Raw genomic sequence first — 23,524 nt, 5'->3', positions numbered from 1 at the left:
CTTCCCGCTCACACACCCCTGGAGGGCCACCGCATTGGACGTCCACGTCCCCACCCGGATGCTCGTCGAGGCGCTCGTCCGCACCGACCTCACCGTCGACGCGGGTGAGCTCTACGCCACCGCGGAACAGCTCGGCATGACCGATCAGCAGGTGCGCCTGTGCATCAAGCGGCTGGTCGCGGAGGAGCGCTTCGTCCAGGAGGGCCGCGGGCGCAAGGCGATCCTGCGGGCCACCGGCAGCGCCGAGCGGGCGATGGGGCTCGACGTCGAGTTCGTCGCCCACGCCTACCGGCAGGACGCCGGGCTCGCGCCCTGGGACGGCACCTGGCATCTGGTGGGCTTCGCCGTACCGGAAAGTGCGAGGACCGGCAGGGACGCGCTGCGCGCGGCGATCACCGCGCTCGGCGGGGCGCCCGTGCACGGCGGCCTCTACCTCAGCGCCAACGCGTGGGAGCCCTACGTCGAGGAGCACGCCCGCCGCCTGGACGTCCTCGACCACGTCACCTTCCTGACCACCCGCGACCTGCGCAGGGGCGGGCAGGCCGACCCGGTCGCCCTCGCCCGCGCCCTGTGGCCGCTGGAGGAGATCGCCGGGCGCTACGACCGCCTCGCCGCGATCGCCCGGCCGCGGCTCGACCTGCTGCGAGGCGCGAACCCGCTCACCCCGCAGGAGCGGCTGACCATCGCGGTGGAGCTGGCCGCCGAGTTCACCCGCGCGATGGAGGACGACCCGCTCCTGCCTCCGGAACTGCTGCCGCGGCCCTGGCCCGGCGCGCAGGCCCGCGAGCTGACCGCGACCTGCTGGAAGCTGCTCGACCACCAGATCGGCTCCGGCATCCGCCTGTTCAAGCTCTACGGGACGCTCACTCCACGATGACCCGGACGGACCCGGCGTGCCCGGCCAGGTCGGCGAAGAACCGCTCGCCGTCGATCGCGGTCTCCGGCGGGTGCACGCCGGGCGGGACGCGCTCCACGTCGAGCAGTTGGGCCAGGCCCAGCGCGGCCGGGAGGCCGGTGGCCTCGTCCATGCCCATCATCAGCGTCTCGGCCCCGGCCAGGTGGGCCAGGACGGTACGCGGCCGCCCGTCCGCCGTGCCTATGGCGGCGGCGAAGAACGCCGGCAGGGAGCCCGGCGCCTTGAAGCCGAACGCCCGCACGGCCGCCCGCATGGCCCGGCGCGTGGCGGGCTTGGCCAGGGCGGCGGCGGCGCTCTCGTTGGTGAGCCGGCCTTCGTCGAGGTCGGTGCGCAGCACGTCCAGGTAGGCCGCGGTACCCGGCGTGACGACCATGAGGCTGGCCGACTCCCCCGTCAGGACGTAGCTACGCGCCAGCGTCACGGGCTCGGGGTGGCCGACGGTGTAGGCGGTGCCCTTCCTGCCGCCGGGCAGGTCGAGCGTGACCGGCCGCATGGGCGGCCGCTGGACGACCTGCCCGCCGCTGACCACGGCGACGGTACCGCTGATCTGCTGCATCCAGTGCACCGCCGCCGCGATGGGCCGGCCGTCGGGCCCGTTCAGCTCGGTCTGCTCGGCGCCGGAGCCGGGGACGTCGACGGGCCAGGCGGTGTAGAGGTCCGTCACGGTGTCGAGTTCCGCCACGGCGCGGGCCGCGAGCAGGTTGCTGATCCCGGGGCTCGCGCCCATGCCGATCACCGCGCGCACGCCCGCGGCGCGGGCCTGCCCGTCGAGCTCGAGCATCTCCAGGGTGGGTTCCCAGTCGTCGCAGATGTCGAGGTAGTGGGTGCGGGCGAGGATCGCCGCCCGCAGGACGGCCGGGCCGAAGCGGTAGTAGGGCCCGACCGTGTTGAGCACGACGTCGGCTCCTTCCAGCGCGGCGGCCAGCCCGTCCGCGTCGGTGACGTCCACCTGCCGGGCGCTGAGCCGTGCCGGGAGGCCGCCGAGCTCCTTGACCAGCCGGTGCGCCGCGTCCAGGTCACGGTCGGCGACGACGATCTCCCGCACCCCGGCGAGACCCGCTGCCACGCGCACCGCGACCCTGCCCATCGATCCGGAACCGCCGAGGGCGAGGATTCTCATCATTACCTCTCATATCTTCACCTATCGTTTTCAGTACGATAGAACGAAATATGAACATATCAGCGCTTCCGCTGTTCCGCGAGAGGCCGGCCAGCCGGATGATCGCGGCAGAGGCGGCCAGCACGCTGCCGCTCGCGGCGATGGTGCTGCCCTACCTCCTGGCCGGGGACGACACCGCGCCGGAATGGGCCCAGTTGCTCGGGCTGGCGGTCATCGTCACGCTCTACCTCACCGCGCTGCACACCTGGCGCCTGGTCCTGGCCGGCGGCCTGCGCCCGTGCCCGGCGCGCCCGCTCCGACTCCATCTCCGTGACGAGCGGCGGCTGCGCGTCCTGGTGCTCGGCTACCCCGTCCTGCTCGCCGCGCTCCTGCCGATCCCCGCCACCTGGACGGCCTTCTGGTTATGGGTCACCGTGATCAGTGCGGTCGCGAGCGCGGTCTCCGCCGTCCGCATGATCGTCATGTTGCACCGCCGTTGACACTGGAGGTAGTCGTGGTCAGGAGCTTCACCTCGCGGGCCGCCGGGCCGTACGAGCGTGGTCTTGAGTTCGGTACGGCTCACGCGCGCGACATCGCCCGCACCGTGACCGGGTACCGGATGATGTTCGACGGCCTGGCGGAGGCGCCGGTGCCCATCGCCGAGCCGGGCGCGCGGGCGTTCACCGCGATCGAGAAGTGGGCGCCCGACCTCGCCCGGGAGATCGAGGGGATGGCGGCGGGCGCCGGGCTGCCGGTCGAGGACCTGGCCGCGATCAACGCGCGGACCGAGATCCTCGCCACCCTGCCCGCGCCGCCGCGCGGCGAGTGCTCGGCGGCCGTCGTGCTCGGCGAACCGACCCGGGCCGGGCAGACCTGGGACTGGGCCGAGGCGATGGCCGGGAACTGGTTCGTCTGGACCATCCCCCACCCGTCCGGGCACGTCGTGCGCACGATGACCGAGTACGGCATCGTCGGCAAGATCGGCGTCAGCTCGGCGAACGTCGGCGTGCTCTTCACGTTCCTGTCACACGCGCGCGACGGCGAGGCCATGGGCGTGCCCGTTCACGTGGTGGCCCGGCGCGTGCTCGACGAGGCCCGCGACCTGTCCTCGGCCACCGGCCTGCTGGTCTCGCCCGAGGTCTCCGCCTCGACCTCGATCACCGTGGTCACCCCAGGCTCCGCGATCACCGCGGAACTCCATCCGGGCGGTCCCTCCTGGGTGCTGCCCGACGACGACGGCGTCCTGGTCCACACCAACCACTTCCTCGACCCGGTCGCCGCCGCGGGCGACCAGGTGCCGCGGGAGTACCCGGACACGTTGCTGCGCCACCAGACGTTGCGTCGGCGCCTGCGCTCCGGCGGGCCGCTGACGGAGGCCATGGCCGACCATTCCTCGGGCAGCAAGAGCATCTGCTGTCACGTGCCGGCGGGAGCCGTACTCCCGGAGTGGGAGCAGCGCACGCTGGCGACGATCGAGCTCCACGTGGACCGCGGCGACCTCACCGTCCACGCCGGCGGCCCCTGCGGCGTGCGGCCGGCAGGCCCGGCAGGCCCGGCAGGCCCGGCAGGGGAATGATCCGGCGGCGCTCCCCTGGGTCCGTGAGAACCAGGTCGAGCCGGTGACGGGGACGCCGGTCCGGCGTCCCCGCCGCCGACGACGGTTCAGGCCGCGGCGTTCTGGTGGTTCCGTTCGGCCTGCTGCTTGACCTGCTGAATCTGCTCATCGGTGACGCGCAGGTCGCCGAATTCCTTGACCGCCTGGTAATAGGTCCAGGCCAGGCCGTTGCAGGTGGAGCGGGAGAGCCCGGAATATCCGGCGCACACCTGGCGCATGTCGAAGTAGAAGGCGTCGTCGATACGCGGCTTGTTGGCCGGGAAGACGTTCATGGCCTTGTAGTTGCGGTAGCCGAAGTCGTGGCGCCGGCAGGACATCCTGAAGTCGAAGCCGAGCGGCTGGTCGGGGCTGCTGGAGCACAGGTCGGTCGACCAGTCGAAGTTGTAGTCGGCCCACGCGGCCTGGTTCTGCCAGGCGGCGCGCCAGGCGGAGGCGCTGCCGGCGTTCGGCTGGGAGAAGGTGGAGAGCGCGGCGAGTTTCTGTTCCGGCGTGACCGCGTGGGCCGGGAGCGCGAATCCGAAGAAGGCGGCCACGGACAGGAGGGCGGATATCGCGAGTAAGAGGGACCGTCTGACCATGAGAACCTGCTTTCACTGCACGGGGGGTGCGGAGGAATGCGGTGGCAAGGTTCGCCCGACGACCTAACAATGAAGCGAAGGCGGGGAAAACTAAAAGCAGATCTTGTCCAATTTTTCCAGCAGGGTTTGCGGAGAGTCGCCCTTTACGGTCAGTCGAATTCCGATGTCAGCGGGACAGCAGCAACCGCGCCGACCACCCGGCCGCCCACAGCAGGAGCAGGCCGACGACCACGCCCCCGCCGACCAGGGCCAGCCCGGCCCCGATGTTCGCGCCGATCGTGCCCGCGGTCACGACGCGCGCCCCCGCCCCGGCGATCGTCCCCGCCACCAGCGCCGGTACGAGCGCCGCCCACCACCGGCCGTCGAAGCGCCGCCCCCGGGCGGCCCAGATCAGCAGGCCGAGCGTGAGCACCATGACGGCCACAGCGCCCAGGCCGGCCACCCGCTCCACCACCGGGCCGATGTCCGGCGGCCGGAACGCGTAGTCGAGACCGGTCCCCTGCGGCACGTCCACGCTCAGATCCCCGACCAGCCACCACACGGCGACAGGGGTGGCCAGGACGCAGCCCGCGGCGGCGGCCGCGAGGCCGCCTGCTCTGATCGACATGTCTACCAATGTGGGGTGGCGCGCGGTTCGCGTCCACCCCCTGCGGCACCCGCCGGTCGGGCATGACTTCCCGGATCCGGCCGGCGGGCCCGCGTGGAGGGTCAGCGTGCGGTCTTGCCAGCGGCGACGCGCGGCTTGGCGGGAACGGCACGGCGCTTGGGCGTCGGGACGCGGAAGACGGCGCCACGGTGGTCGTACTCCTCGGCGCCCTCGTCGTCGAACCAGCGGCCGCCATCGCCCAGGTACCGGAAGGCGAACGCCTCGCCCTGCGGTACGGCTACCGCCACCCTGTAGCGACCGTCGTCGCCGAGCTGCATCGGGTGCGCGAGCGGGTCCCAGCCGTTGAAGTCGCCGACGACGGACACCGGCCCGACCTCACCGGGAAGGGTGAAGAGAACCTCCACCTGCCCCCTCCTGTTGGGTTTGCTGTGAGTGAACATCTTTCTCCCCCGAATAAGATGATTCAGACGATTGCGCGTTCAGCCATACCCCGGCCGACGGCGAGAAACGGGCGATCTTCGCAGTTTTTAGCGTTTACGAGAGGATTCCGCTCCGGGAATTTCCTCATGGGCTAGTGACGCGATCCGGTCGGCAGGCCGCCGGCCGTCTCGACCCGGGTCTCGCACCGCCGGGCGCCCTCGCTGCCGACGACCACGATCCCGTTGTCGGTGACCGTGTAGAGCTCGCGATCCAGTTCGGGGTCGAGGCCGATCCTCGCGCCGTCCGGGATGACGGCGTCGCGGTCCACGATCGCCCGCCGGACGATCGCGTCCCGGCCCACCCGTACGTTCTCCATCAGGATCGAGTCGGCGACCTGGGCGCGGGCCCCCAACGTGACCCGCGGGGACAGCACGGAGCGCTCGATGTCCGCCTCGGCGGCGACGGCGACGCCCGGCGAGAGCAGCGAGTCGACGGCGCGGCCCGGCCGTTCCCTGCCGAAGGTCACCGGCGCGAGCAGGTCGTGGAAGGTGCGGATCGGCCAGTGCGCGTTGTGCAGCGTGAAGGCCGGGTCGGGTCCGATGAGGTCCATGTGGGCTTCGTAGTAGGCGTCCAGGGTGCCGACGTCACGCCAGTAGCCGCGCTCGCGGGGGCTGACGCCGTGCACGTGGTTGCGGGCGAAGTCGTAGACGTCGGCCCGGCCCTCGCGTACCAGCATGGGGATGATGTCGGCGCCGATGTCGTGGCGGCTGGACACGTCCATCGCGTCCTCCTCCACCGCGTCGATCAGCGCCTGCGTCCTGAACACGTAGTTGCCCATGGACGCGCGGATCTCCTCCGGCGAGTCGGGCAGGCCGGCCGGGTCACCGGGTTTCTCCACGAACCGCGCGATCCGCCGGCCGCCCGGCGCGCACTCGATCACCCCGAACTGGTGGGCCAGCGCCCGCGGTTGCCGGATCGCCGCGACCGTGACGTCCGCCCCGGACTCGAGGTGCTGGGCGAGCATCTGCGCCGGATCCATCCGGTAGACGTGGTCGGCCCCGAACACCAGCACATGTTCCGGAGGATCGTCCCGCAGCAGGTGCAGGTTCTGGAACAGCGCGTCGGCCGAGCCGGAGAACCACTGCGGCCCGAACTGCTGCTGCGCCGGAACCGGGGCGATGTAGTGCCCCACCTGAGAGGAGAGTTGCCAGCCGCGCGCGATGTAGCGGTCGAGACTGTTGCTCTGGTATTGGGTCAGCACCACGATCTTGAGATAGCCGGCGTTGGTCAGATTGGAGAGCACGAAGTCGATCAGCCGGAACATCCCGCCGAACGGGACGTTCGGTTTGGCCCTGCCCATCGTCAACGGCAGTAGTCGTTTTCCCTGTCCGCCGGCCAGCACCACGGCCATAACTCTGCACGAGGTCATGGGAATGACGCTATCTTCGCCTTTCACAGCTCCATTGCAAGAAGGTGCGTCATACCCCCAAAGAATCGTTATGCCGCGCATGAGCGAAGACCTGCCGTTCGGCGGAAAGGAACCGGCGTGATCGAGGTTGAGGTCATCGACGGGATCGCCGTCGTACGGCTGGCCCACGGCAAGGTCAACGCCCTGGACCTGGAGCTGTGCCAGGCGATCGAGACGACGCTGCGCGACCTGGACACCGGCGGGGTGAGAGCCGTCGTGCTCACCGGTTCCGGACGGGCCTTCTCGGCCGGGGTCGACCTGGAGCGCATCGTCGACGGCGGCGCCGGCTACGTGGCCACGTACCTGCCGGCGCTGAGCGGCGCGTTCCGGGCCGTCTTCGACCTGGGCAAGCCCGCCGTGGCCGCGATCAACGGCCACGCGATCGCCGGCGGCTGCGTGCTGGCCGCCGCCTGCGACCACCGCGTCATGGCCACCGGACCGGGCACGATCGGCGTTCCCGAACTGCTGGTGGGAGTGCCGTTCCCGGAGGTGGCCCTGGAGATCATGCGGTCCGCGCTCGGGCCGGTCGGCGCGCGGCGGGCGATCCTCGGCGGCCGCAACCATCCGGCCGCCGAAGCGCTGGCCCACGGGTTCGTGGACGAGGTGGCCGAGCCCGGTGAACTGCTCGACCGGGCGTTGTCGGTCGCCGGCCGGCTGGCCGCGATCCCCGCCGACACCTTCCGGCACACCAAGGGGCAACTGCGCGGCGAGGCGGCCGGCGAGCAGGAGACGCTGCGCCTGTGGCGGACGGCCGCGGCCGACGGGCGGATCGAGTCCTTCATGGCACGGACGGTCGCGTCCCGCCGCCGCTCGTGAAGCGCTCCGCGCGCATATGGTGGGAATCATGTTCTTCGAGCCCCCAACGGCCCAGGACGAACCATCCGAATCACCCCAACCGGGCCTGTCCCCCTGGCAGGCGCCTCCGGCGCTGGAGAGGGGCGCGGTGCTGGTCAGCGATCTGGTGCTGGCCCGTACCCAGGACGTCGCCATGATCGTGCAGACGATCCAGGCCTTCAGCACCGGCTGCCTGATCAACGTGGACGTCATCACGCGCTCGTCCGCCGACGACTCCGCCCTCACGCGCGCCATCTACCAGCACATGGTCACCGGTGTGAAGGCCGGCGCCCCGCTGCCTGACGACCTGCTGCGGTTCGGCGTGCGCTTCGCCGACGGCTCCAAGGTCACCACCGTCGGGCACCGCATCGGCAAGCGGCATCCCCCGTCGGCCGCGCCGCCGCCGGGTCCGCAGATCTCCTGGCTGCTGCCCGGCATGTCGATGCGCAGCGGCCCAGAAGACTCGAGCGTCCTCGTCGCCGGGTTGTGGTTGTGGCCCTCTCCGCCCGCCGAGCCGTTCCAGCTCGCCGTGGAGTGGCCCGCCGGCGGTGTCGAGCTCACCTTCGCCGAGGTGGACGGCGCCGCCATCGCGTCGGCCGCGGGGCGCTCGCTTCCTTACTGGCCCGACGGAGAAGCTGAGTAGCCCCGTACTCATGTGGCGGGACCCGGCGCCCTGAGATCGTCGGTGCATGGCGCGAATTCCGCAGGTGCGCAGGGTCCTGTTCAACGACGAAGAGGTCGGGATGGGCTTCAACAGCGAGTCCGGCCTGGCCGTCGGGACGGCGCTCGAAGGCTTCACCGTCTCCTCCGACCCGGACGCCGACGGCCAGACGGTGACCTCGTCGATCAGCATCGTCAGCACCCACGAGGAACTCCAGGAGACCCTGGGCATGTCCTTCGAGGCGCAGGGCCGCTACGGATTCTTCTCCGCCTCGGCGAAGACGACGTTCTCCGAGTCGTCCAACTACAACTCCACCTCCACCTTCCTCGTGGCCCGCGTCGTCGTCGAGAACGCGCTGCGCCGGGGCCGCGGGTTCAGGGTCACCGCCGACGCCAAGGCGCTGCTCGACGCCCTGCGGTTCGAGGAGTTCAACCGGGCCTTCGGCGACAGCTTCGTGCGCGGGCTGCAGACCGGCGGCGAGTTCTACGCGGTCATCCGCATCACGTCGGTCTCGACCACCCGCCAGACCTCGCTGGCCGCCACCCTCCAGGCCGAGGCGAACGGGCTGGTCGCCTCCGGCAGCTTCAAGGCCTCGTTCGAGGAGGCGAACAGGAGCGCCAGTTCGCGCTCGGAGTACACCGCGACGATGTTCCAGAAGGCGGGCTCCGGCGCGACGATCGCGCCGACCGTCGAGATCGGCGAGGTGATCACCCGGTTCAAGCAGTTCCCCACCATCGCCTCCGACAGCTCGGCCGCCTACGAGGCCGAGGTCGTCACATACGACACGCTGCCGCTGCCGGTCCCCACCCCGGAGGAGCAGGAGGCGTTCCTGCTGGCGCTCGCCGACGCGCGCGAGCGCAAGCTGCGCTTCATCCAGACGCGCAACGATCTCGAGTTCGCGCTCCGGCAGCCGGAGTTCTTCCGCGGCCTGCCCTCCACCGACGTCCTGCTGACCGTGATCTCGACCTACACCAAGCTGATCAACGCGGCGATGCAGCACGCCATCAAGCTGTCGCGCGGGCAGATCTCGCCGCCACGCCTGTTCGACCCGGGCGAGCTGGTCCCGCCGCTGCGCGAGCCGGCGCCGATCCCGCTGGTGCGCGTGCCCGTCGACGCGCCCGCGGCGACGCTCCGGCTGGTCTCCCTGATCTGCCGTACGCCCTCCGACCGCGACCCGGACGCCGGGGACGAGATCGTCATCCGGGTCGGCGGCGCCGACGTCGCCGGTGCCCCGTACGAGTTCGAAGAGGGCATGCGGATCGACCTCGGGCACACCTTCCCGCTGGGAGCGGCGCCCGCGAAGATCGAGGTCATCGAGCTGGACGGCGGCTTCGCCGGCGTGGACGACTACATCGGCTCCGTCGTCGCGACCGTGGCCGACCGCGCCACCGGGCGCAAGAACGCCGTGCTGAGCGACGGCCAGGCGGTCTACGAGCTGGTATACGAGGTGGTGTAGCGAACCGTTCGGGGCCCGCCGTACGTCGTGAGGTCATGATGCTGCGATTGCTCGTGGTCACCGCGCTGGCGGCCGCCATGCTGGTGGGCACGACCACCGCCGCCTGCGCCTGCAGTTGCGTGGAGTTCAAGCCGGCGCAGGCCGTACAGAACGCGACGGCGGTGTTCACCGGCACCGTGGTGGCGATCCGCACGGTCAAGGGCCCGCCGAACGCCCAGAAGATTTACACCTTCCGCACCGACCACGTCTACAAGGGCGCGCCCGCCGCCGAGTTCCAGATCGGCGCCGACACCGACAGCCCCGCGTGCGGGTACGTGTTCGACCAGGACGCGCGTTACCTCGTTTTCGCCGGCCAGGCCGAGCGGGTGCCGGGCGCGAGCCTGTCCACGTCGCTGTGTTCGGGAAACATCCCGATCCGTCCGGGCACGGGCCCGCTCAAGGCCGGCGACGAACGCGAGACCACCCACGAGACCATCGGAGGTCCCGTGACCACCGACCTGATCACCGCCCTGGGTACTCCCGTGCGACCCGGCAAGACCGGCACCCCCACCACGCCGCAGCCCGCGGTCTCCTGGCGCTGGGTCGCCGCCGTCGCGGTCGTCACGGCGACCACCCTCTCCTGGTACGCCCGCCACAGCACGGCCGACTAGCTCACATCCGGGACAGCAGCTCGGCCTTCTTGGCCTGGAACTCCTCGGGGGACAGCAGCCCGGCGTCGCGCAGTTCGCCCAGCTTGGCGATCAGCTCGGTGATCTCGGCGGCGGTGTGGCGGGGGGAGAGCGGTTTCGGCCCGCCGGCGGGGATCGCGGCCAGGACGGCGGCGGCGAACGGGAGCGACTTGTGAGTGACGCCCCAGCCCAGGCCGAACACCACCGAGGCCGGGTCGTCGTTCGGGTCGGACGGGGCCACCCGGTCGCGTACCTTCAGCCTGAGCGAGCCGCTCGCCCTCACCGGCGCGTGCCATTCCACGCCTTCCAGATCGGCGACGCGGAAGCGCTGGTCACCGGCGCTGTACTTGGCCGTCGAGGCGCCCGACCAGAACCACGTGAAGGTCACGTGCTCGCCGTCGAACGTGGCCGCGCCGTCCCACGCCTTGAAACCCCGCGGCACGGGCGGGGCGGCGACCAGGAACCGCTCGGCGGGCTCCCGGCTCGTGATCGCGGACCGGAGCTCGTCGGCGTAGTAGTCGGCCAGCGTCTCCTTGCCGGCGGGCAACACCAGCCGGTACGGGTCCAGCACCTCGGCCAGTTGCCCGGCGGCGGCGCTGATCACCGGATCCGCCCCACGCCTCGGCGTCACCCGGAGCACCACCGTGCCCCGCCTGCCATGCGCGAGCGACACCTCGGCGATCGCGCTGTGGGGAACGACGCGTTCGCCGAGTTCGGCGAGGAGTTTGTTCGCCTTCGGCCCCGGCCGGATGCGCAGGGCGTCGCTCTCGAAGCCCCACACGCTCTCGGAGCCCGCCAGAACATCCTCCACGCCCTCAGGCTAAGCCATCATCGGGCTCACCGCCGGGGTGTGAGCACGGTTCCCAGGCCGTCCAGGAGGCGTTCGAGGCCGAAGGCGAACAACGACTCCAGATCGAGCTCCGTCCCCGGCTCGGTGACCTGGGCGACCAGCGGCCCGTCGACGGACAGCCTGGCCGTGACCCACTGCGTGCTGGTCATGCCGGTGTCGAGTTCGGCGCCGGCCTCGCTCTCGATGTTCACCGCCGTCCCGCGCACGTAGTTGACGAGCGTGCCGTACACGTGCAGGCGGGTGCCGGGGTCCAGGTCGAGGCCGTCGAGCGCGCGCAGCGTCCACAGCCCGTACGCCAGCATCCCCGGCAGCGGCACCGGCCGGGTGATCGACACCAGGCGCGGCAGCCAGGGATGGCGCTGGTAGGCGGCCCACTGCAGTTGGGCGGCCACCCGCAGGTGGGAGCGCCATCCGGGCGGCGGCTCCGGGTACTCGATCTCGGCGAACGCGGCGTCGGCGATCAAGTGGGTGAGCTCGGCCTTGGCGTCGAGGTGCCGGTAGAGGGTCATGGTGGCGACGCCGAGCTTGGCCGCCACCGCCCGCATCGACAGCGCCGCCAGGCCGCTCTCGTCGGCGATCCGCAGGGCCACGCGGACGACCCGCTCGCGTTCGAGGCTCCCGGCCGAGCGCGCGGGCAGCCGGCGAGCGGCGACCACGGCGCCGACCCGGGCCGCGGACTCGATGGCGCCCGCCTGCTTGAGCGCGGACAGCGCCTTGGTGGCCGTCGCCATGGCCACGCCCCATTCGGCCATGATCGCCCTGGTGGTGGGGACGCGATCGCCTGGCCGCAGCTCTCCGTCGGCGATGCGCCGCTCGATGTCGGCGACGATCCGGAGGTACGGCGGTCGCGGATCGTTCACGACGCCATGCTGCCACGCCTCAGCGATCGGGCAACCAGTTGCCGTGCAGCCCGAGCGGCACCCTGGCCGGAAGGTGGACCCGCGCGACGGGCGCGCCGGTGAAGTCCTGGGCGCTCAGGATCACCAGATCGCTGGCGTTCCTGAGCGGATTGTGGACGTACGTCAGCAGATACCCCTCGTCCTCTCCCGGCCCGGCGGCGGCGAACACGGCCTCCCCCACGGCCTCGTCGGCGCCGAACCCGTGCACCTCGGCCGTCCCCCGCTCCAGGTCATGCTTGACCAGGGCGTTGGTGAACGCGTCGTCGGGCGGCATCCCCTCGGGCGCGAACGGGATCCCGTAGAGGGCCGCCGCCGCCGAGTAGCCGTACCGGTGGGGCCGGGTGGCGCGCGTCTCGTTCACCCGGGGGAAGTCCTGCGGCCGGTCGTCGACCCGCCGCTGATGGACGGCGTCCGCGGTGATCGTCCACCGGTCAAGCACGGGGCGGATCGCCCCGGGATCGGCGGGATGGAACGGCCCCTCGGCCGTGACCAGGTCGACCACGACCGAGTCGCCGTCGTCGTAGGCGTTGAGCGTGTGGCTGACGTGGACCGGGTCGATGTCCAGCCAGCGCACCTCCCCGCCGGTACGCGGCATGACCCCCACCCGCGTCGGGTGCTCCGGCAGCCACCGGCACTCGAAGCCGTCGAAGCCCAGCGGCGTGTCCCACAGCACCACGTGGTTCTCGGTGAGCGCGAAGTCGTGCAGGAACGGCGTGCGCGTCATGGGGATCGTGGTGGCCCGCACGACGCCGCCCCCGACACCGGTCACGATGTACTGGACGACGTCGCGGCCCATCATGTACGACAGCGAGTGCAGTTCGCCGGTGAGCGGGTCGTGCTTGGAGTGGGCCCCCGCCGTGAACCCCTCCTCGGTCCCGCCCAGCGCGCACGTGCCCAGGGTGTTCAGCTCGTCGTCCAGCTCGGTGGGCGGCATGCCGCCTTCCAGCATGGCGAAGGTGCGCCGGGCGTGCTCGATCACGTGCACCATGGGCGCGATGCCCGGCGCGCGGACGAACCGGTTGCGGTACCACTCGGCGCGGCCGTCGCGCAGCCGTACCCCGTGCACCATGCCCTGGCCCATGCCCCAGATGTGGACGACCGGGTCCTCCACGCCCAGCGGGTTGGGACCGTTGCGCAGGTAGCGGCCGTTGAGCTCGGCCGGGATCCGCCCGGTGACGGGCAGGTCGTGAGCGGTGACCTCTTCGGTGACGGGCGCGAACGGCCCTTCCAGATACTTCATGTTGACACCGTACGCACGAGCCTGCCGGCATCCCTTGCGGCAAGGGATAACACCGAGCTGTGCACTAGTGCAACCGCCTCCGGCGCTCCATGACGACGGCCAGCCCGAGGCCGAGCGCGGCGTACGCGCACAGCACCGCGAACCCCGCCCACGGCGCCAGCGGGAAGTAGCCGGTGAGCGCGGTGTAGAAGCCCTCGACCTGCGCGTACTCGCGAGCGCTCTGCTGGATCGCGAAACCCGCCGCCGGAGTGACCGCCAGCAGCCAGTCCCCCACGCCCGCCAGCGCCAGCGCGTACGGAAGGAAGACCGCGGCGACGGCCGCGACGATCCCCGCGGCGGCCCGCCCGAACAGCGCGCCGATGCCCAGGGACAGCACCGCGACGGCGGCGAACAGCAGGCCGGTGCCGACGATCACCTGCAGGTACGCCGGCAGGCCGGCCGGAAGCGGGTGGACGCCGTTGGAGGGGAGGATCCGCAGGGCGATCGGCACCACGACGGCGGCGGGGATCACCCCGCTGACGAAGGCGACGGTGCCGATCACCACCGCCTTGGGGACGAGGCGCCGGCGGCCGGCCGTCCCGAACGAGACCGCCACGACGATCACCGCGATCAGGCCCGGGAACGCGCCGATGAGCGTGCGCTCAATCGGCTGCCACTCGGTGCCGGGCGCTATGTCGCCGGTCCCCGTGACGGTGAACGTGCCGCCGGAGCGGGAGAGCCCTCCCCCGTGGTGCGGCGTCACGCCGTCGGGCTCCATCTGGACGCCGATGTCGTCACTCTTCCACGGGCCCGCCTGCGGGCTGACCTGGTCGAAGACGGCGGTGGCCTCGGAGAACCTGGACTCGGGCCCGCCGCCGGCCATCGTCAGCGCGCCGGGCGAGGCGGCGAACAGCCCGATCTCCACCGTGCCGGGCAGCCCGCCGAGATCGGCCTTGCCCACCTCGGTCCACTTCTGGCCGTCGGCCGACTCGTATCCGGTGAGCGTGTCGCCAGTACGCGTCAGCCGCAGCCAGCGCGGATACGGTCCGGCCGAGCCCGCGACGTCCTCGGTGAAGTTGTGCTGCATGCGCACCCCGTGCTCGGCGGTCACCATGATCGCCGCGTACCGCGACCCCCGCCGGATGCCGTCCTTGACCATGACCCCGGCCTTGGCCCACGGCACCAGCCCGGGGACGGGCGGCGGGCCCGCGCCGGTCCCGGGCGGCGGCGGCTCCTTGATCCGCCCCGTCATGCCGTTCACCCGGGCGGTGATGCTGCCGTCGCCGCGCAGCGGCTGGTGGACGAAGTAGAACTTGTCCTCCACGGCCTGCCCGCCCGGCCCCAGGATGGGTGCGGGGCAGGGCTCCTCGGTGGCCTGGTTGCCGCACGTGGCGCGTGAGGAGACGACGAGCGCGAGCCCGGCCACCACCGGGATCAGCGCCGCGGCCACCATCCCGATCACCCAGCGGCGGGTCTTGCCGAACCTGGTCCATTCGGATTCCATGGCGGGCAGGTTAGGCAGCGCGACCCCGCGCGGGCGTCACGCCGGGGAGCGATCTTTCCCGTCCCTGGCGCCAGGGACACCGGATCCCCCACACGATGGACGCGGCAGAAGTCTGCAGGAGGCAGGATGACCCTCACCTTCGACCACATCTCCGCCGGATACCACCCCGACCCCGCGCTGTCGATGTCGCTGCACGCCGACGCCTACACCGATCCGGCCTGGTTCGACGTCGACCAGCGGGCGATCTTCGCGCGGACGTGGCAGTGGTTGTGCCACCCGGAGAAGCTGCGCGAGCCGGGAAGCTACGTCAGCGCCACCGTGGCCGGCATGCCCGTCGTCGCCGTCCGGGACGAGTCCGGCACGCTGCGCGCGTTCTACAACGTGTGCAAGCACCGGGCGCACGAACTGCTGTCCGGTTGCGGCGTCCGGCGCAGCATCGTCTGTCCGTACCACGCCTGGAACTTCGACCTGACCGGCCGGTTGCGGCGCGCCCGCAACACCGGCGACCTGCCGGCCTTCGACCCCGGCACGGTACGCCTGGACCCCGTCCAGGTCACCGAGTTCGCCGGCATGGTCTACGTCAACCTCGACCCCGGCGCCGCCCCGCTCGCCGAGCGGGCCGGGGACCTGGCGGCGGAGATCGAGGAGCGGGCGCCGGACATCGCCAAACTGACCCTCGCCCGCCGCCTCACCTACGACATCGCCTCCAACTGGAAGAACGTCGTCGACAACTTCCTGGAGTGCTACCACTGCCACGTGGCGCACAAGGACTTCGTGTCGCTGGTCGACATGAGCACGTACCAGGTGACGACCCACGGCATCTGGTCCAGCCACATGGCGCGGGCGGGCACGGCCGAGAACTCCGCCTACGACGTGTCGGGCGCGACCGTGACCGAGCACGCGGTCTGGTGGCTGTGGCCCAACACGTGCCTGCTGCGCTACCCCGGCCGGGGCAACCTCATGGTCCTGCAGATCATCCCCGCCGGCCCGGAACGGACGCTGGAGACCTGGGACTTCTACCTGGAGACCGCCGATCCGGACGAGGCGGAGCTCGACAGCATCCGCTACATCGACGAGGTTCTCCAGGTGGAGGACATCGCCCTGGTGGAGAGCGTCCAGCGCGGGATGCGCACACCCGCCTTCACCCAGGGCAAGATCGTGTACGACCCCGCCGGCTCCGGCCTGTCGGAGCACGCGCTCCACCACTTCCACGGCCTCGTCCTCGACGCCTACCGCGACGCCCTGAAGTGACCGGCGAGATTGGCGCTGTCGTCCCAGAGCGCCTGGGCGAGCCTGCCGTCGCGGGCCGATTCCGACGGGTCCGGCCAGGTGAGCCGACCCCGGCGCAACGCGGCGTACGAGCGGCCGCCCGGTGGCCTCGCCAGGCCGAGGGCCAGGTCGGCCAGGGCGTTCCCTGCGGCGGCGCGGCTGTTGAGATACGGGTTGAACCGGCTCACCGCCCAGCGCGGCACCGGCGTGCCCAGCAGCGACCACGCCACCCGCAGGGGAACCGGCAGGTCCTTGGCCAGCCCCGTGCCGAACACCTGACCCGGATCGTAGGCGACGGCCGTGACGCCGCGCCCGGCCAGAGCGCGCGCCGTCAGCACGGCGCAGAGCTTGGACGCGGTGTACGCGTGCTCGCCCGCCTTGCGCGGCCGGGGATCGCGGCCGGGGTCGCGGTCCGGGTGAGCCAGCAGGTCCGCGTCCGCGTGCCTCGGCGGTGTCAGTCCCGCGCCGGTGGCGGGGTCGTGCGTGCCGCTCGTGGTCAGGACGACGATCGCGCCGTCGGCCAACGTGGGCAGGAGCAGGCGGATGAGCAGGTAGTGGGCGAGGTGGTTGACGGCGAACGTCGTCTCGAAGCCGTCCGCGCTCCGGCCGTCCGCGTCGGGGCGGATCAGGCCGGCGTTGAGCACCAGGGCGTCCACGGGGGTGCCTGGGGTGCCGCCGAGTCGTTCGCGCACCGAGGTCGCGAAGGCGCGTACCGAGGCGAGGTCGGTCAGGTCGAGCGGGATCGACTCGCCGCCGGGCACCGGCCGGCGCGCGCCCAGGATCAGGCGGTCCCCGCCGCGCGTCAGCCGGCCGGCGGCGGTCGCGCCGAAGCCCGACGTGCCGCCGGTCATCACCATCGTGGACACGGTGCCCTCCTAGGAGATGGTCTTCACCACGTGACGCAGGGTCTCGCCCAGCTCGGTCGGGCAGGCGATCGTCCGGTCGCCCCGGGGTTCGAGCAGGCCGCGCTGCTCGGCCTCGTACAGGCCGGCGAGTTCCTGCGCGAGGGGCTCCGGGAGGCCCGCCTCGACCATCGTGCCGACCCAGCCGGGCCGCGGGATGGTGACCACCCGCAGCGTCGTGCCGAGCACCGCCGCCAGTTCCTCCGCGACCTGCCGCTCGGTGTAGCCGGGGGCGTCAAGGTCGACGACCTCGCCGCTCGCGGGCGGCTCCGTCAGGGCCCGCGCGACCACCTTGCCGATGTCGCGCGTGGCGACCATCGGCGTGGGCACGTCGGCCGACTCGCCGAAGACCGGGTAGACGCCGGCCCCCGTGGCGGCGTCGAGCACGGTCTCGACCTTCTCCTGGAAGTGCGGCGAGCGGATCGCGGTCAGGACCGTGCCGGTCTCGCGCAGCAGGTTCTCCAGGTGGTGCAGCCAGCGGATGGGGCCCGTGCCCTCCGCCAGTTCCGCGCCGACCGAGGACAGCATCACCACGTGCGGAACGCCGCTGTCCTCGACCGCTCCGGCGATCGAGGCGGCCAGCCCGCGGTGATAGGCGTCGGGGTCGTCCGCCGCCGGATCGGTCGGCAGCATGACGAACACGCCCTGGCAGCCGCGCAACGCCTCCGCCAGCGCCGCCCTGTCGCCGAGATCGGCGACCGCCGCCTGAGGCCAGTCGCGGCCCTTCGCCGGGTCGCGGACCACCGCCCGCACCGCCGCTCCACCGGCCAGAAGCTCCTGGGCCGCCGCGCCGCCGACGTGGCCTGTCACACCCGTGATCGCGTACATGGGACCGCCTTCCTGAGGTCGTCGATCGAGTCACTTCCAGTGAAGTCGCCCCGGGTGAGACGATCCATATTCGGTACGCTCGCCTCCATTTCTGTCCGTCTAAGCTGAGGGTGTGGACCCCCTCGCCGACCTTCTCGACGGAGTCCGTGCCCGCAGCGCGGCGTTCTGCCAGGCGATTCTGGAACCACCGTGGTCGCTGCGGATCGCCGACGGCGCCATGCTCGCCCTGGCCACCGCGCTGCGCGGGCACGCCTGGATCGTGCCCGACGGGGGCGAGCCCGTGCTGATGCGCACCGGTGACGTGGCGATCGTCAAGGGGCCCGCGCCGTACACGATCGGCGACGACCCGGCCACCGCCCCCGACACCGTCGTCCACCCGGGCAACCGCCTGACCACCATCGACGGCGTCGACATCACCGACGAGCTGCGGCTCGGCCCCCGCACCAGCGGGCTCACCCCCGACGGCTCGGCGATCGTGGCCAGCGGCACCTACCAGGTCAGCGGCGAGGTCGGCGACCGGCTGCTCAACGCCCTGCCCGCGGTCGTGCTCGTGCCGCGGGCGAGCACGCCCTCCCCGGTCATGGAACTGCTGGCCCAGGAGGTCAACGGCGAAGGCCCCGGCCAGCAGGTCGTCCTCGACCGGCTCCTCGACCTGGCGCTGATCGCGACCCTGCGCGCCTGGTTCGCCCGCCCCGAGGCCCAGGCGCCCGGCTGGTACCAGGCGCAGAGCGACCCGCTGATCGGCCCGGCGCTGAAGCTGATCCACGGCGACCCGGCCCGGCCGTGGACGGTGGCGCTCCTGGCGGAGAAGGTCGGCGCGTCACGCGCGGCGTTCGCCCGCCGCTTCGCCAGCCTCGTGGGCGAGCCGCCGATGGCCTACGTCACCGGCTGGCGGCTCGCGCTCGCCGCCGACCTGCTGCGTTCCTCCGACATCACCATCGACTCGGTCGCCAGGCACGTCGGCTACGCCAACGCGTTCGCGCTGAGCGTGGCCTTCAAACGGGTACGCGGCCTGTCGCCGAGCCGCCACCGCACCGGTTCCTAGAGGAAGTAGCGCAGCCAGACGTAGACCCAGGCCAGGGCGGTGCTGGCGAGGGTGACGACGATGCCGTAGCGGGTGAACTGCCAGAAGCTGATCGGGTGGCCGGTGCGGGCGGCGATGCCGATGGCCACGACGTTGGCGCTGGCGGCGACGGCGGTGCCGTTCCCGCCGAAGTCCGCGCCGAGCGCGAAGGCCCACCACAGGGCCTGGCCGGTGGCGGCGTCGGGCGCGGCGGCGGCGAGTTCCTCGACGACGGGCGCCATGGTGGCGACGTAGGGGATGTTGTCGAAGAAGGCGCCGAGGATGCTGGAGCCGAACAGCAGCGAGGTGGCCGCGGCGAAGTGGTTGTCGCCGAACAGCTCGATGCTGGCCCGGCCGATGGCCTCGATCGTGCCCGTGTGCACGAGCCCCGCGACCATGACGAACAACCCGGCGAAGAACACCAGCGTGGGCCATTCGACCTCGCGCAGCACGTCGCCGAGCTCGACCCGGCACACCAGCAGCATGACCCCCGCTCCGACGAGCGCGATGACCGAGGGCGCGAGATGGAAGACCGAGTGCAGCCCGAACGCGACCACCACCCCCGCCAGCACCGCCAGCGACCGCACGAGCAGAACGGGATCGGTGATGGCCCGCTTCTCCTGCATGGCCATGACCTTGGCGACATGGTCGGGGTTGTACTGGAACGACTTCCGGAACAACGGATAGGTGAACAGCACGAAGATCACGAAGATGATGACGACCGCGGGCGCCATGTGCACGAGGAAGTCGTTGAACGTCAGCCCGGCCCGGCTGCCGATGATGATGTTGGGCGGATCCCCGATGAGCGTGGCCGCCCCGCCGATGTTGGAGGCCAGAACCTCCGCGATCAGGTACGGCTGCGCCGGGATCCGCAACCGCCCGCACACCATCACGGTCACCGGCGCGACCAGCATGATCGTGGTGACGTTGTCCAGGAAGGGCGAGGCGATGGCGGTGATCGCCATGAGCATCACCATCAGCCGGTACGGCCGGCCCTTCGACCGTTTGGCCGCCCAGATCGCCAGGTAGTCGAACAAGCCTGTCTGCTTGATCACCCCAACGATGATCATCATGCCGAGCAGGAGGAAGATGACGTTCCAGTCGACGCCGGCGTGCTCGTTGAAGAAGACGTCGGAACCCGGCGCCAGACCGAGCACGGTCATGAGCCCGGCGGCGATGAGGACGACCTTGACCTTGTCGGCCTTCTCCGTGGCGATGAAGAAGAACGCCACGACGAAGATGGCCAGGGCCACGATGGCGCTCATCCTGGTCTGGCGGAGGCTCGCGGGGCGTGACCGGGCATGAAGAGCAGACCTCCTGGCGGCGGTGAGGCGGTGGGCGCGGGCGCGCGGTCAGTCGGACGGGCCGATGATGGCCAGGCTCGTCAGCAGGCGTTCGAGGGTGATCGCGCCGGTCAGCGTGCCGTCGTGGGCGACGACGGCGACCAGCGGGCTGCGGGTGCGCGCCATGAGCGCGGCCACCTCCAGCAGGGTGGCGTCCTTGGCGACGGTGGCCGGCCGGCCCATGGGCGCCGGCAGGCAGTCGCCGACGGTCAGGCTGCCGAGCTCCTGCCAGAACACGTCGGCCTCCGCCTCGTCGAGCGTGGCGGCCAGGGCGTGGTCCTCGCGGATGGAGGCGGGGATGGCCAGGCGCAGCACCTGGGTGCCGGGCAGCACGGTCGCCGGCCTGGTGTGGTCGTCGACGACGATGAGGCCGGGCAGCAGGTTGACGACCATGAGCCGCACGGCCCGTACGACGGGGTCGCGGACGGTCACGGTGGGCAGTCGGACGGCGATGTCGCGCGCTTGCATGGCACCATCCACGCTGGCGGGGTGAAGGCTGGTCGAAGGTCTGGCGGTCATGAGGCGCGCACCTCCATACGTTCCAGGCGGCGTTCCAGGGCGGCCAAGCGGTCGGCGGTCTTGCGGCTGTTCAGCAGCTCGGCGAGCTGGTCGGCTTCGTCGCCGTCGAGCGTGACGGCCACGAGCGGCTGGTCGGCCTCGCCGGTGCCGTACACGTGCAGGTGGCGGCGCTGCGTGTGGTCGACGAGCACGCTGAGGCGTTCCCCGGCGCGGGTACGCAGGTGGTGCAGGTCGCCGGTGCCGGGCACGGTCGTGTGATGGATCTCCATGGGTGCACCTTCGTCAGTCGGGACGGTGTGCCGCTCACGCGCCCACCGCAGCAGGGCGGGGTCGGCCCGCAGCTCCAGGCGGACCGGCTCGACCCGGACCACACCCAGGCCCAGGCGGGCGACGCGGGCCTGAAGCCCGTCGTGCAGCAGGCGGCCTACGTTCTCGGGCGATCGGGCCAGCTCGTTCAGGGTGGCGGCGGCCACGCGGGCGACGATCTGGCGTTCCAGCTCCTCGGCGGCGCAGGCGAGCGGCGGGCGGGCGGCCAGCGCGTAGGCGGCGCGGTCGGTGACGCCGACGTGGGCGACGACGCTCACCCGCACCCGCAGGCCGTCGCGGGTGCGGGCCGGCAGCGCGAACGCCTCGACGAGTTCGGCGCCCGCGGGTACCGGGCGGGTGCGGTCGAGGAACGGGATGACGACCACCAGTCCTCGCCGCCGCACCGCGACCGCCCGGCCGTAACGCAGCACGACCAGGTGATGGCCCCGGGGGACGGACCGCAACGCGGCGGCCAGCAGAAGAACGAGCGCCGCGGCCGCGACGATCCAGGACGTGTCCGTGCCGCGCATCGTCACCTCCTTACGGTCCGCCCCTTATCTCCGGGGAGGTGATCAGTCTCGCCAGCCGCCCCCACCTGCGGCTATCGGGGCTGACCCGCACTTCGGCGGGGTCGCGGCCCGTATCTTCCGCCGTGGCCGGGCCGGTCGTTGGACATCGCGGGGGGCGCCCGACCAGGCTGAGGTCATGAAGGAGCACGCCCACAGCCCGGCGCAGGCGCTGTTTCGCCGTCTGTTCGTCATCAACGCCCTGGTGTTCGCGGCCGGCACGCTCGTGCTGGCGCTGTCACCGGCGACGGTGTCCTCGCCGGTGCTGCTGGCCGAGATCCCGGTGCTGGCGATCGGCCTGGCGCTGATCCTGGCCGCCAACGCCCTGCTGGTCCGCGCCAGTCTGGCGCCGCTGACCGCGCTGACGTCGCTGATGCAGCGCGTGGATCTGCTGCACAACCGCGACCGGCTGCGCGAGGACGGCAACGGCGACCTGGCCAGCGTGGTCACCACCTTCAACCAGATGCTGGACCGGCTGGAGGAGGAACGCGCCTCGGCCAGCGCCCACGCGCTCGCCGCGCAGGAGGCCGAGCGCGGCCGCATCGCCAGGGAACTGCACGACGAGATCGGGCAGAGCCTCACCGTCGCGCTGCTGGGGCTCAAACGCACCCGTGACCGCGCCCCCGCCGAGCTGACGGCCGAGCTTGAGCACACGCAGGAGGCGATCCGGGCCAGCCTGGACGAGGTCCGCCAGGTCGCCCGGCGGCTGCGCCCCGGCGTCCTGGAGGATCTCGGCCTGCACAGCGCGCTGACCGCGCTGGCCACCGATCTGTCGCAGACCGGCAGCGTCCACGTCACCCGCTCGCTGGCGAGCGTGCCGCCGCTGGCCGCCGACGTCGAACTCGTCCTGTATCGCATCGCCCAGGAGAGCCTCACCAACGTCGCCCGCCACTCCGGCGCGGCCACCGCGGCCCTGACGCTGGCCGTCGTCGAGGACGGCGAGGTGGTCCTGCGCGTCACCGACGACGGCCGGGGCGGAGTCCGCGAGCACGGCGCCGGCATCCGCGGCATGCACGAGCGCGCCCTGCTCATCGGCGCCCGCCTGGGCATCCACTCACCACCCGGCGGGGGCACGCGGATCACGCTCACCGTCCCCGGAACCGCCAAGGAGCCGACCGCATGACCGCGACACCCGCCAGGATCGTGCTGGCCGACGACCACGCGCTGGTCCGCCAGGGCGTACGCCTCATCCTGGACGCCGAACCCGACCTGACCGTCGTCGCCGAGGCCGCCGACGGCGCCGAGGTGCTCAACGTCCTGCGCGAGCACGAGGCCGACCTGGTCATCCTGGACATCGCGATGCCGCGCATGACCGGGCTGCAGGCGGCCAGGGAGATCTCGCGGCGCTGGCCCGCCGTACGGCTGCTGATGTTGTCGATGTACGACAACGAGCAGTACTTCTTCGCCTCGCTGAAGGCGGGGGCCAGCGGCTACGTCCTGAAGTCGGTCGCCGACCGCGACCTCATCGAGGCCTGCCGGGCGGCGATGCGCGGCGAGCCCTTCCTCTATCCGGGCGCGGTCACCGCCCTGATCCGTGACTATCTGCACCGCCACGAGCACGGCGATCCCCTGCCCGACAGCCTGCTGACCGCCCGCGAGGAGGAGATCGTCAAGCTCATCGCCGAGGGTCACTCCACCAAGGCCATCGCCGACACCCTGGTCATCAGCCCCAAGACCGTGGACCGCCACCGCACGAACATCCTGGCCAAGCTCGGCCTCAACGACCGCCTCGACCTGACCCGCTACGCCATCCGGGCCGGTCTGGTCGAGCCCTGACCCCGAGCGGCGATGTCGGGTATGGTGCGGCCCTGAATCCCGCTAACGATCAAGAACCGGAGACCCCCATGGAGATCGAGCAGACGGCGCTGCCGGGCATCGGGCTCAAACACGAGTTCACCTCCAGCGCGGGCCGCAGGATCGGGGTGGTCTCCCAC

25 protein-coding genes are annotated in these 23,524 nt (G+C 71.8%); 11 read left to right on the top strand and 14 right to left on the bottom strand.

The features are described from left to right. Nucleotides 1–34 precede the first annotated feature (34 nt). Nucleotides 35–877, top strand: a complete 843-nt coding sequence (locus ACIBI5_RS31140; protein ID WP_397252294.1) for a PaaX family transcriptional regulator C-terminal domain-containing protein — start codon at nt 35–37, stop codon at nt 875–877. On the opposite strand, the gene ACIBI5_RS31135 is transcribed toward ACIBI5_RS31140, so the two are convergent. Further along, nucleotides 864–2,039 (bottom strand): saccharopine dehydrogenase family protein, encoded by a 1,176-nt coding sequence (locus ACIBI5_RS31135; protein WP_397252293.1) that lies wholly within the window; start codon nt 2,037–2,039, stop codon nt 864–866. The genes ACIBI5_RS31140 and ACIBI5_RS31135 overlap by 14 nt on opposite strands. Before the next feature lie 47 nt (nt 2,040–2,086). Here ACIBI5_RS31135 and ACIBI5_RS31130 point away from each other — a divergent pair, with 47 nt between their 5' ends. Then, nucleotides 2,087–2,515: a hypothetical protein gene (locus ACIBI5_RS31130; protein WP_397252292.1), complete on the top strand. Its 429-nt coding sequence runs from the start codon at nt 2,087–2,089 to the stop codon at nt 2,513–2,515. Further along, nucleotides 2,512–3,591, top strand: a complete 1,080-nt coding sequence (locus ACIBI5_RS31125; RefSeq protein WP_397252291.1) for a C45 family autoproteolytic acyltransferase/hydolase — start codon at nt 2,512–2,514, stop codon at nt 3,589–3,591. The genes ACIBI5_RS31130 and ACIBI5_RS31125 overlap by 4 nt, the downstream gene beginning before the upstream one ends. An 86-nt stretch (nt 3,592–3,677) precedes the next feature. On the opposite strand, the gene ACIBI5_RS31120 is transcribed toward ACIBI5_RS31125, so the two are convergent. The 4 genes from ACIBI5_RS31120 to ACIBI5_RS31105 all read right to left on the bottom strand — a co-directional run bounded on the left by ACIBI5_RS31120 (nt 3,678) and on the right by ACIBI5_RS31105 (nt 6,664). Then, nucleotides 3,678–4,208, bottom strand: coding sequence for a phospholipase (locus ACIBI5_RS31120; RefSeq protein WP_397252290.1), 531 nt, complete (start codon nt 4,206–4,208; stop codon nt 3,678–3,680). A gap of 166 nt (nt 4,209–4,374) precedes the next feature. Beyond that, complete coding sequence (locus tag ACIBI5_RS31115; protein WP_397252289.1) at nt 4,375–4,815, bottom strand: hypothetical protein; 441 nt, start codon at nt 4,813–4,815, stop codon at nt 4,375–4,377. A gap of 101 nt (nt 4,816–4,916) precedes the next feature. Beyond that, entirely contained in the window at nt 4,917–5,219 is a 303-nt protein-coding gene (locus tag ACIBI5_RS31110) for an isoamylase early set domain-containing protein (protein ID WP_397252288.1), read from the bottom strand. 167 nt (nt 5,220–5,386) lie between these two features. Continuing rightward, nucleotides 5,387–6,664, bottom strand: a complete 1,278-nt coding sequence (locus ACIBI5_RS31105) for a glucose-1-phosphate adenylyltransferase (RefSeq protein ID WP_397252287.1) — start codon at nt 6,662–6,664, stop codon at nt 5,387–5,389. Nucleotides 6,665–6,781: 117 nt separating this feature from the next. Between ACIBI5_RS31105 and ACIBI5_RS31100 the strand changes: the two genes are divergently transcribed. From ACIBI5_RS31100 to ACIBI5_RS31085, 4 genes are read left to right on the top strand one after another with little or no spacing between them, the layout of a single operon-like run. Beyond that, nucleotides 6,782–7,519 (top strand): enoyl-CoA hydratase/isomerase family protein, encoded by a 738-nt coding sequence (locus ACIBI5_RS31100; RefSeq protein ID WP_397252286.1) that lies wholly within the window; start codon nt 6,782–6,784, stop codon nt 7,517–7,519. A gap of 28 nt (nt 7,520–7,547) precedes the next feature. Next, on the top strand, nt 7,548–8,180 hold the full coding sequence (locus tag ACIBI5_RS31095; RefSeq protein ID WP_397252285.1) for a hypothetical protein: 633 nt from the start codon (nt 7,548–7,550) through the stop codon (nt 8,178–8,180). 46 nt (nt 8,181–8,226) lie between these two features. Beyond that, nucleotides 8,227–9,654: a hypothetical protein gene (locus tag ACIBI5_RS31090; RefSeq protein WP_397252284.1), complete on the top strand. Its 1,428-nt coding sequence runs from the start codon at nt 8,227–8,229 to the stop codon at nt 9,652–9,654. A gap of 35 nt (nt 9,655–9,689) precedes the next feature. Continuing rightward, on the top strand, nt 9,690–10,304 hold the full coding sequence (locus ACIBI5_RS31085; RefSeq protein ID WP_397252283.1) for a hypothetical protein: 615 nt from the start codon (nt 9,690–9,692) through the stop codon (nt 10,302–10,304). Nucleotide 10,305: 1 nt separating this feature from the next. On the opposite strand, the gene ACIBI5_RS31080 is transcribed toward ACIBI5_RS31085, so the two are convergent. From ACIBI5_RS31080 to ACIBI5_RS31065, 4 genes are all read right to left on the bottom strand, one after another. After that, nucleotides 10,306–11,133: a DUF4429 domain-containing protein gene (locus ACIBI5_RS31080; protein ID WP_397252282.1), complete on the bottom strand. Its 828-nt coding sequence runs from the start codon at nt 11,131–11,133 to the stop codon at nt 10,306–10,308. A gap of 26 nt (nt 11,134–11,159) precedes the next feature. Beyond that, nucleotides 11,160–12,032, bottom strand: coding sequence for a GntR family transcriptional regulator (locus ACIBI5_RS31075; RefSeq protein WP_397252281.1), 873 nt, complete (start codon nt 12,030–12,032; stop codon nt 11,160–11,162). Between the two features lie 19 nt (nt 12,033–12,051). Continuing rightward, nucleotides 12,052–13,311, bottom strand: coding sequence for a carotenoid oxygenase family protein (locus ACIBI5_RS31070; RefSeq protein WP_397252280.1), 1,260 nt, complete (start codon nt 13,309–13,311; stop codon nt 12,052–12,054). 64 nt (nt 13,312–13,375) lie between these two features. Then, the gene (locus tag ACIBI5_RS31065; RefSeq protein WP_397252279.1) at nt 13,376–14,794 is read right to left on the bottom strand and encodes a hypothetical protein; all 1,419 of its coding nucleotides are present in this window, start codon (nt 14,792–14,794) and stop codon (nt 13,376–13,378) included. Between the two features lie 126 nt (nt 14,795–14,920). On the opposite strand from ACIBI5_RS31065, the gene ACIBI5_RS31060 reads away from it, so the two are divergent. Next, on the top strand, nt 14,921–16,045 hold the full coding sequence (locus ACIBI5_RS31060; RefSeq protein WP_397252278.1) for an SRPBCC family protein: 1,125 nt from the start codon (nt 14,921–14,923) through the stop codon (nt 16,043–16,045). Here the strand turns inward: ACIBI5_RS31060 and ACIBI5_RS31055 are convergent. Together ACIBI5_RS31055 and ACIBI5_RS31050 are read right to left on the bottom strand one after the other, a co-directional pair. Continuing rightward, on the bottom strand, nt 16,024–16,920 hold the full coding sequence (locus ACIBI5_RS31055) for an SDR family NAD(P)-dependent oxidoreductase (protein WP_397252557.1): 897 nt from the start codon (nt 16,918–16,920) through the stop codon (nt 16,024–16,026). The two genes, ACIBI5_RS31060 and ACIBI5_RS31055, sit on opposite strands and share 22 nt — an antisense overlap. Nucleotides 16,921–16,938: 18 nt before the next feature. After that, nucleotides 16,939–17,793, bottom strand: a complete 855-nt coding sequence (locus tag ACIBI5_RS31050) for an NAD(P)H-binding protein (RefSeq protein WP_397252277.1) — start codon at nt 17,791–17,793, stop codon at nt 16,939–16,941. A gap of 112 nt (nt 17,794–17,905) precedes the next feature. On the opposite strand from ACIBI5_RS31050, the gene ACIBI5_RS31045 reads away from it, so the two are divergent. Continuing rightward, on the top strand, nt 17,906–18,838 hold the full coding sequence (locus tag ACIBI5_RS31045; protein ID WP_397252276.1) for an AraC family transcriptional regulator: 933 nt from the start codon (nt 17,906–17,908) through the stop codon (nt 18,836–18,838). Here ACIBI5_RS31045 and ACIBI5_RS31040 read toward each other — a convergent pair. From ACIBI5_RS31040 to ACIBI5_RS31030, 3 genes are all read right to left on the bottom strand, one after another. Further along, the gene (locus ACIBI5_RS31040; RefSeq protein WP_397252275.1) at nt 18,835–20,121 is read right to left on the bottom strand and encodes an SLC13 family permease; all 1,287 of its coding nucleotides are present in this window, start codon (nt 20,119–20,121) and stop codon (nt 18,835–18,837) included. The genes ACIBI5_RS31045 and ACIBI5_RS31040 overlap by 4 nt on opposite strands. An 87-nt stretch (nt 20,122–20,208) precedes the next feature. Continuing rightward, nucleotides 20,209–20,667, bottom strand: a complete 459-nt coding sequence (locus ACIBI5_RS31035; RefSeq protein ID WP_397252274.1) for a CBS domain-containing protein — start codon at nt 20,665–20,667, stop codon at nt 20,209–20,211. Between the two features lie 47 nt (nt 20,668–20,714). Next, nucleotides 20,715–21,554, bottom strand: a complete 840-nt coding sequence (locus tag ACIBI5_RS31030; protein ID WP_397252273.1) for an SPFH domain-containing protein — start codon at nt 21,552–21,554, stop codon at nt 20,715–20,717. A gap of 175 nt (nt 21,555–21,729) precedes the next feature. On the opposite strand from ACIBI5_RS31030, the gene ACIBI5_RS31025 reads away from it, so the two are divergent. Next, complete coding sequence (locus ACIBI5_RS31025) at nt 21,730–22,713, top strand: HAMP domain-containing sensor histidine kinase (RefSeq protein WP_397252272.1); 984 nt, start codon at nt 21,730–21,732, stop codon at nt 22,711–22,713. Continuing rightward, complete coding sequence (locus ACIBI5_RS31020) at nt 22,710–23,366, top strand: response regulator (RefSeq protein WP_379620110.1); 657 nt, start codon at nt 22,710–22,712, stop codon at nt 23,364–23,366. The genes ACIBI5_RS31025 and ACIBI5_RS31020 overlap by 4 nt, the downstream gene beginning before the upstream one ends. Nucleotides 23,367–23,524: the final 158 nt, after the last annotated feature.

Source organism: Nonomuraea sp. NPDC050540 (assembly GCF_044457485.1).
Classification (GTDB): domain Bacteria; phylum Actinomycetota; class Actinomycetes; order Streptosporangiales; family Streptosporangiaceae; genus Nonomuraea.
Note: the sequence above shows the minus strand (reverse complement) of the source record. Positions and strands in the feature narration are given on the sequence as shown.

Coding starts and splice junctions, on each gene's coding strand:
- ACIBI5_RS31115 (WP_397252289.1), bottom strand. CDS start 4,815: ATGTCGATCAGAGCAGGCGGCCTCGCGGCCGCCGCCGCGGGCTGCGTC.
- ACIBI5_RS31130 (WP_397252292.1), top strand. CDS start 2,087: ATGAACATATCAGCGCTTCCGCTGTTCCGCGAGAGGCCGGCCAGCCGG.
- ACIBI5_RS31020 (WP_379620110.1), top strand. CDS start 22,710: ATGACCGCGACACCCGCCAGGATCGTGCTGGCCGACGACCACGCGCTG.
- ACIBI5_RS31105 (WP_397252287.1), bottom strand. CDS start 6,664: ATGACCTCGTGCAGAGTTATGGCCGTGGTGCTGGCCGGCGGACAGGGA.
- ACIBI5_RS31065 (WP_397252279.1), bottom strand. CDS start 14,794: ATGGAATCCGAATGGACCAGGTTCGGCAAGACCCGCCGCTGGGTGATC.
- ACIBI5_RS31030 (WP_397252273.1), bottom strand. CDS start 21,554: ATGCGCGGCACGGACACGTCCTGGATCGTCGCGGCCGCGGCGCTCGTT.
- ACIBI5_RS31050 (WP_397252277.1), bottom strand. CDS start 17,793: ATGTACGCGATCACGGGTGTGACAGGCCACGTCGGCGGCGCGGCGGCC.
- ACIBI5_RS31070 (WP_397252280.1), bottom strand. CDS start 13,311: ATGAAGTATCTGGAAGGGCCGTTCGCGCCCGTCACCGAAGAGGTCACC.
- ACIBI5_RS31040 (WP_397252275.1), bottom strand. CDS start 20,121: ATGAGCGCCATCGTGGCCCTGGCCATCTTCGTCGTGGCGTTCTTCTTC.
- ACIBI5_RS31025 (WP_397252272.1), top strand. CDS start 21,730: ATGAAGGAGCACGCCCACAGCCCGGCGCAGGCGCTGTTTCGCCGTCTG.
- ACIBI5_RS31095 (WP_397252285.1), top strand. CDS start 7,548: ATGTTCTTCGAGCCCCCAACGGCCCAGGACGAACCATCCGAATCACCC.
- ACIBI5_RS31055 (WP_397252557.1), bottom strand. CDS start 16,920: ATGGTGATGACCGGCGGCACGTCGGGCTTCGGCGCGACCGCCGCCGGC.
- ACIBI5_RS31085 (WP_397252283.1), top strand. CDS start 9,690: ATGATGCTGCGATTGCTCGTGGTCACCGCGCTGGCGGCCGCCATGCTG.
- ACIBI5_RS31060 (WP_397252278.1), top strand. CDS start 14,921: ATGACCCTCACCTTCGACCACATCTCCGCCGGATACCACCCCGACCCC.
- ACIBI5_RS31090 (WP_397252284.1), top strand. CDS start 8,227: ATGGCGCGAATTCCGCAGGTGCGCAGGGTCCTGTTCAACGACGAAGAG.
- ACIBI5_RS31035 (WP_397252274.1), bottom strand. CDS start 20,667: ATGCAAGCGCGCGACATCGCCGTCCGACTGCCCACCGTGACCGTCCGC.
- ACIBI5_RS31120 (WP_397252290.1), bottom strand. CDS start 4,208: ATGGTCAGACGGTCCCTCTTACTCGCGATATCCGCCCTCCTGTCCGTG.
- ACIBI5_RS31135 (WP_397252293.1), bottom strand. CDS start 2,039: ATGATGAGAATCCTCGCCCTCGGCGGTTCCGGATCGATGGGCAGGGTC.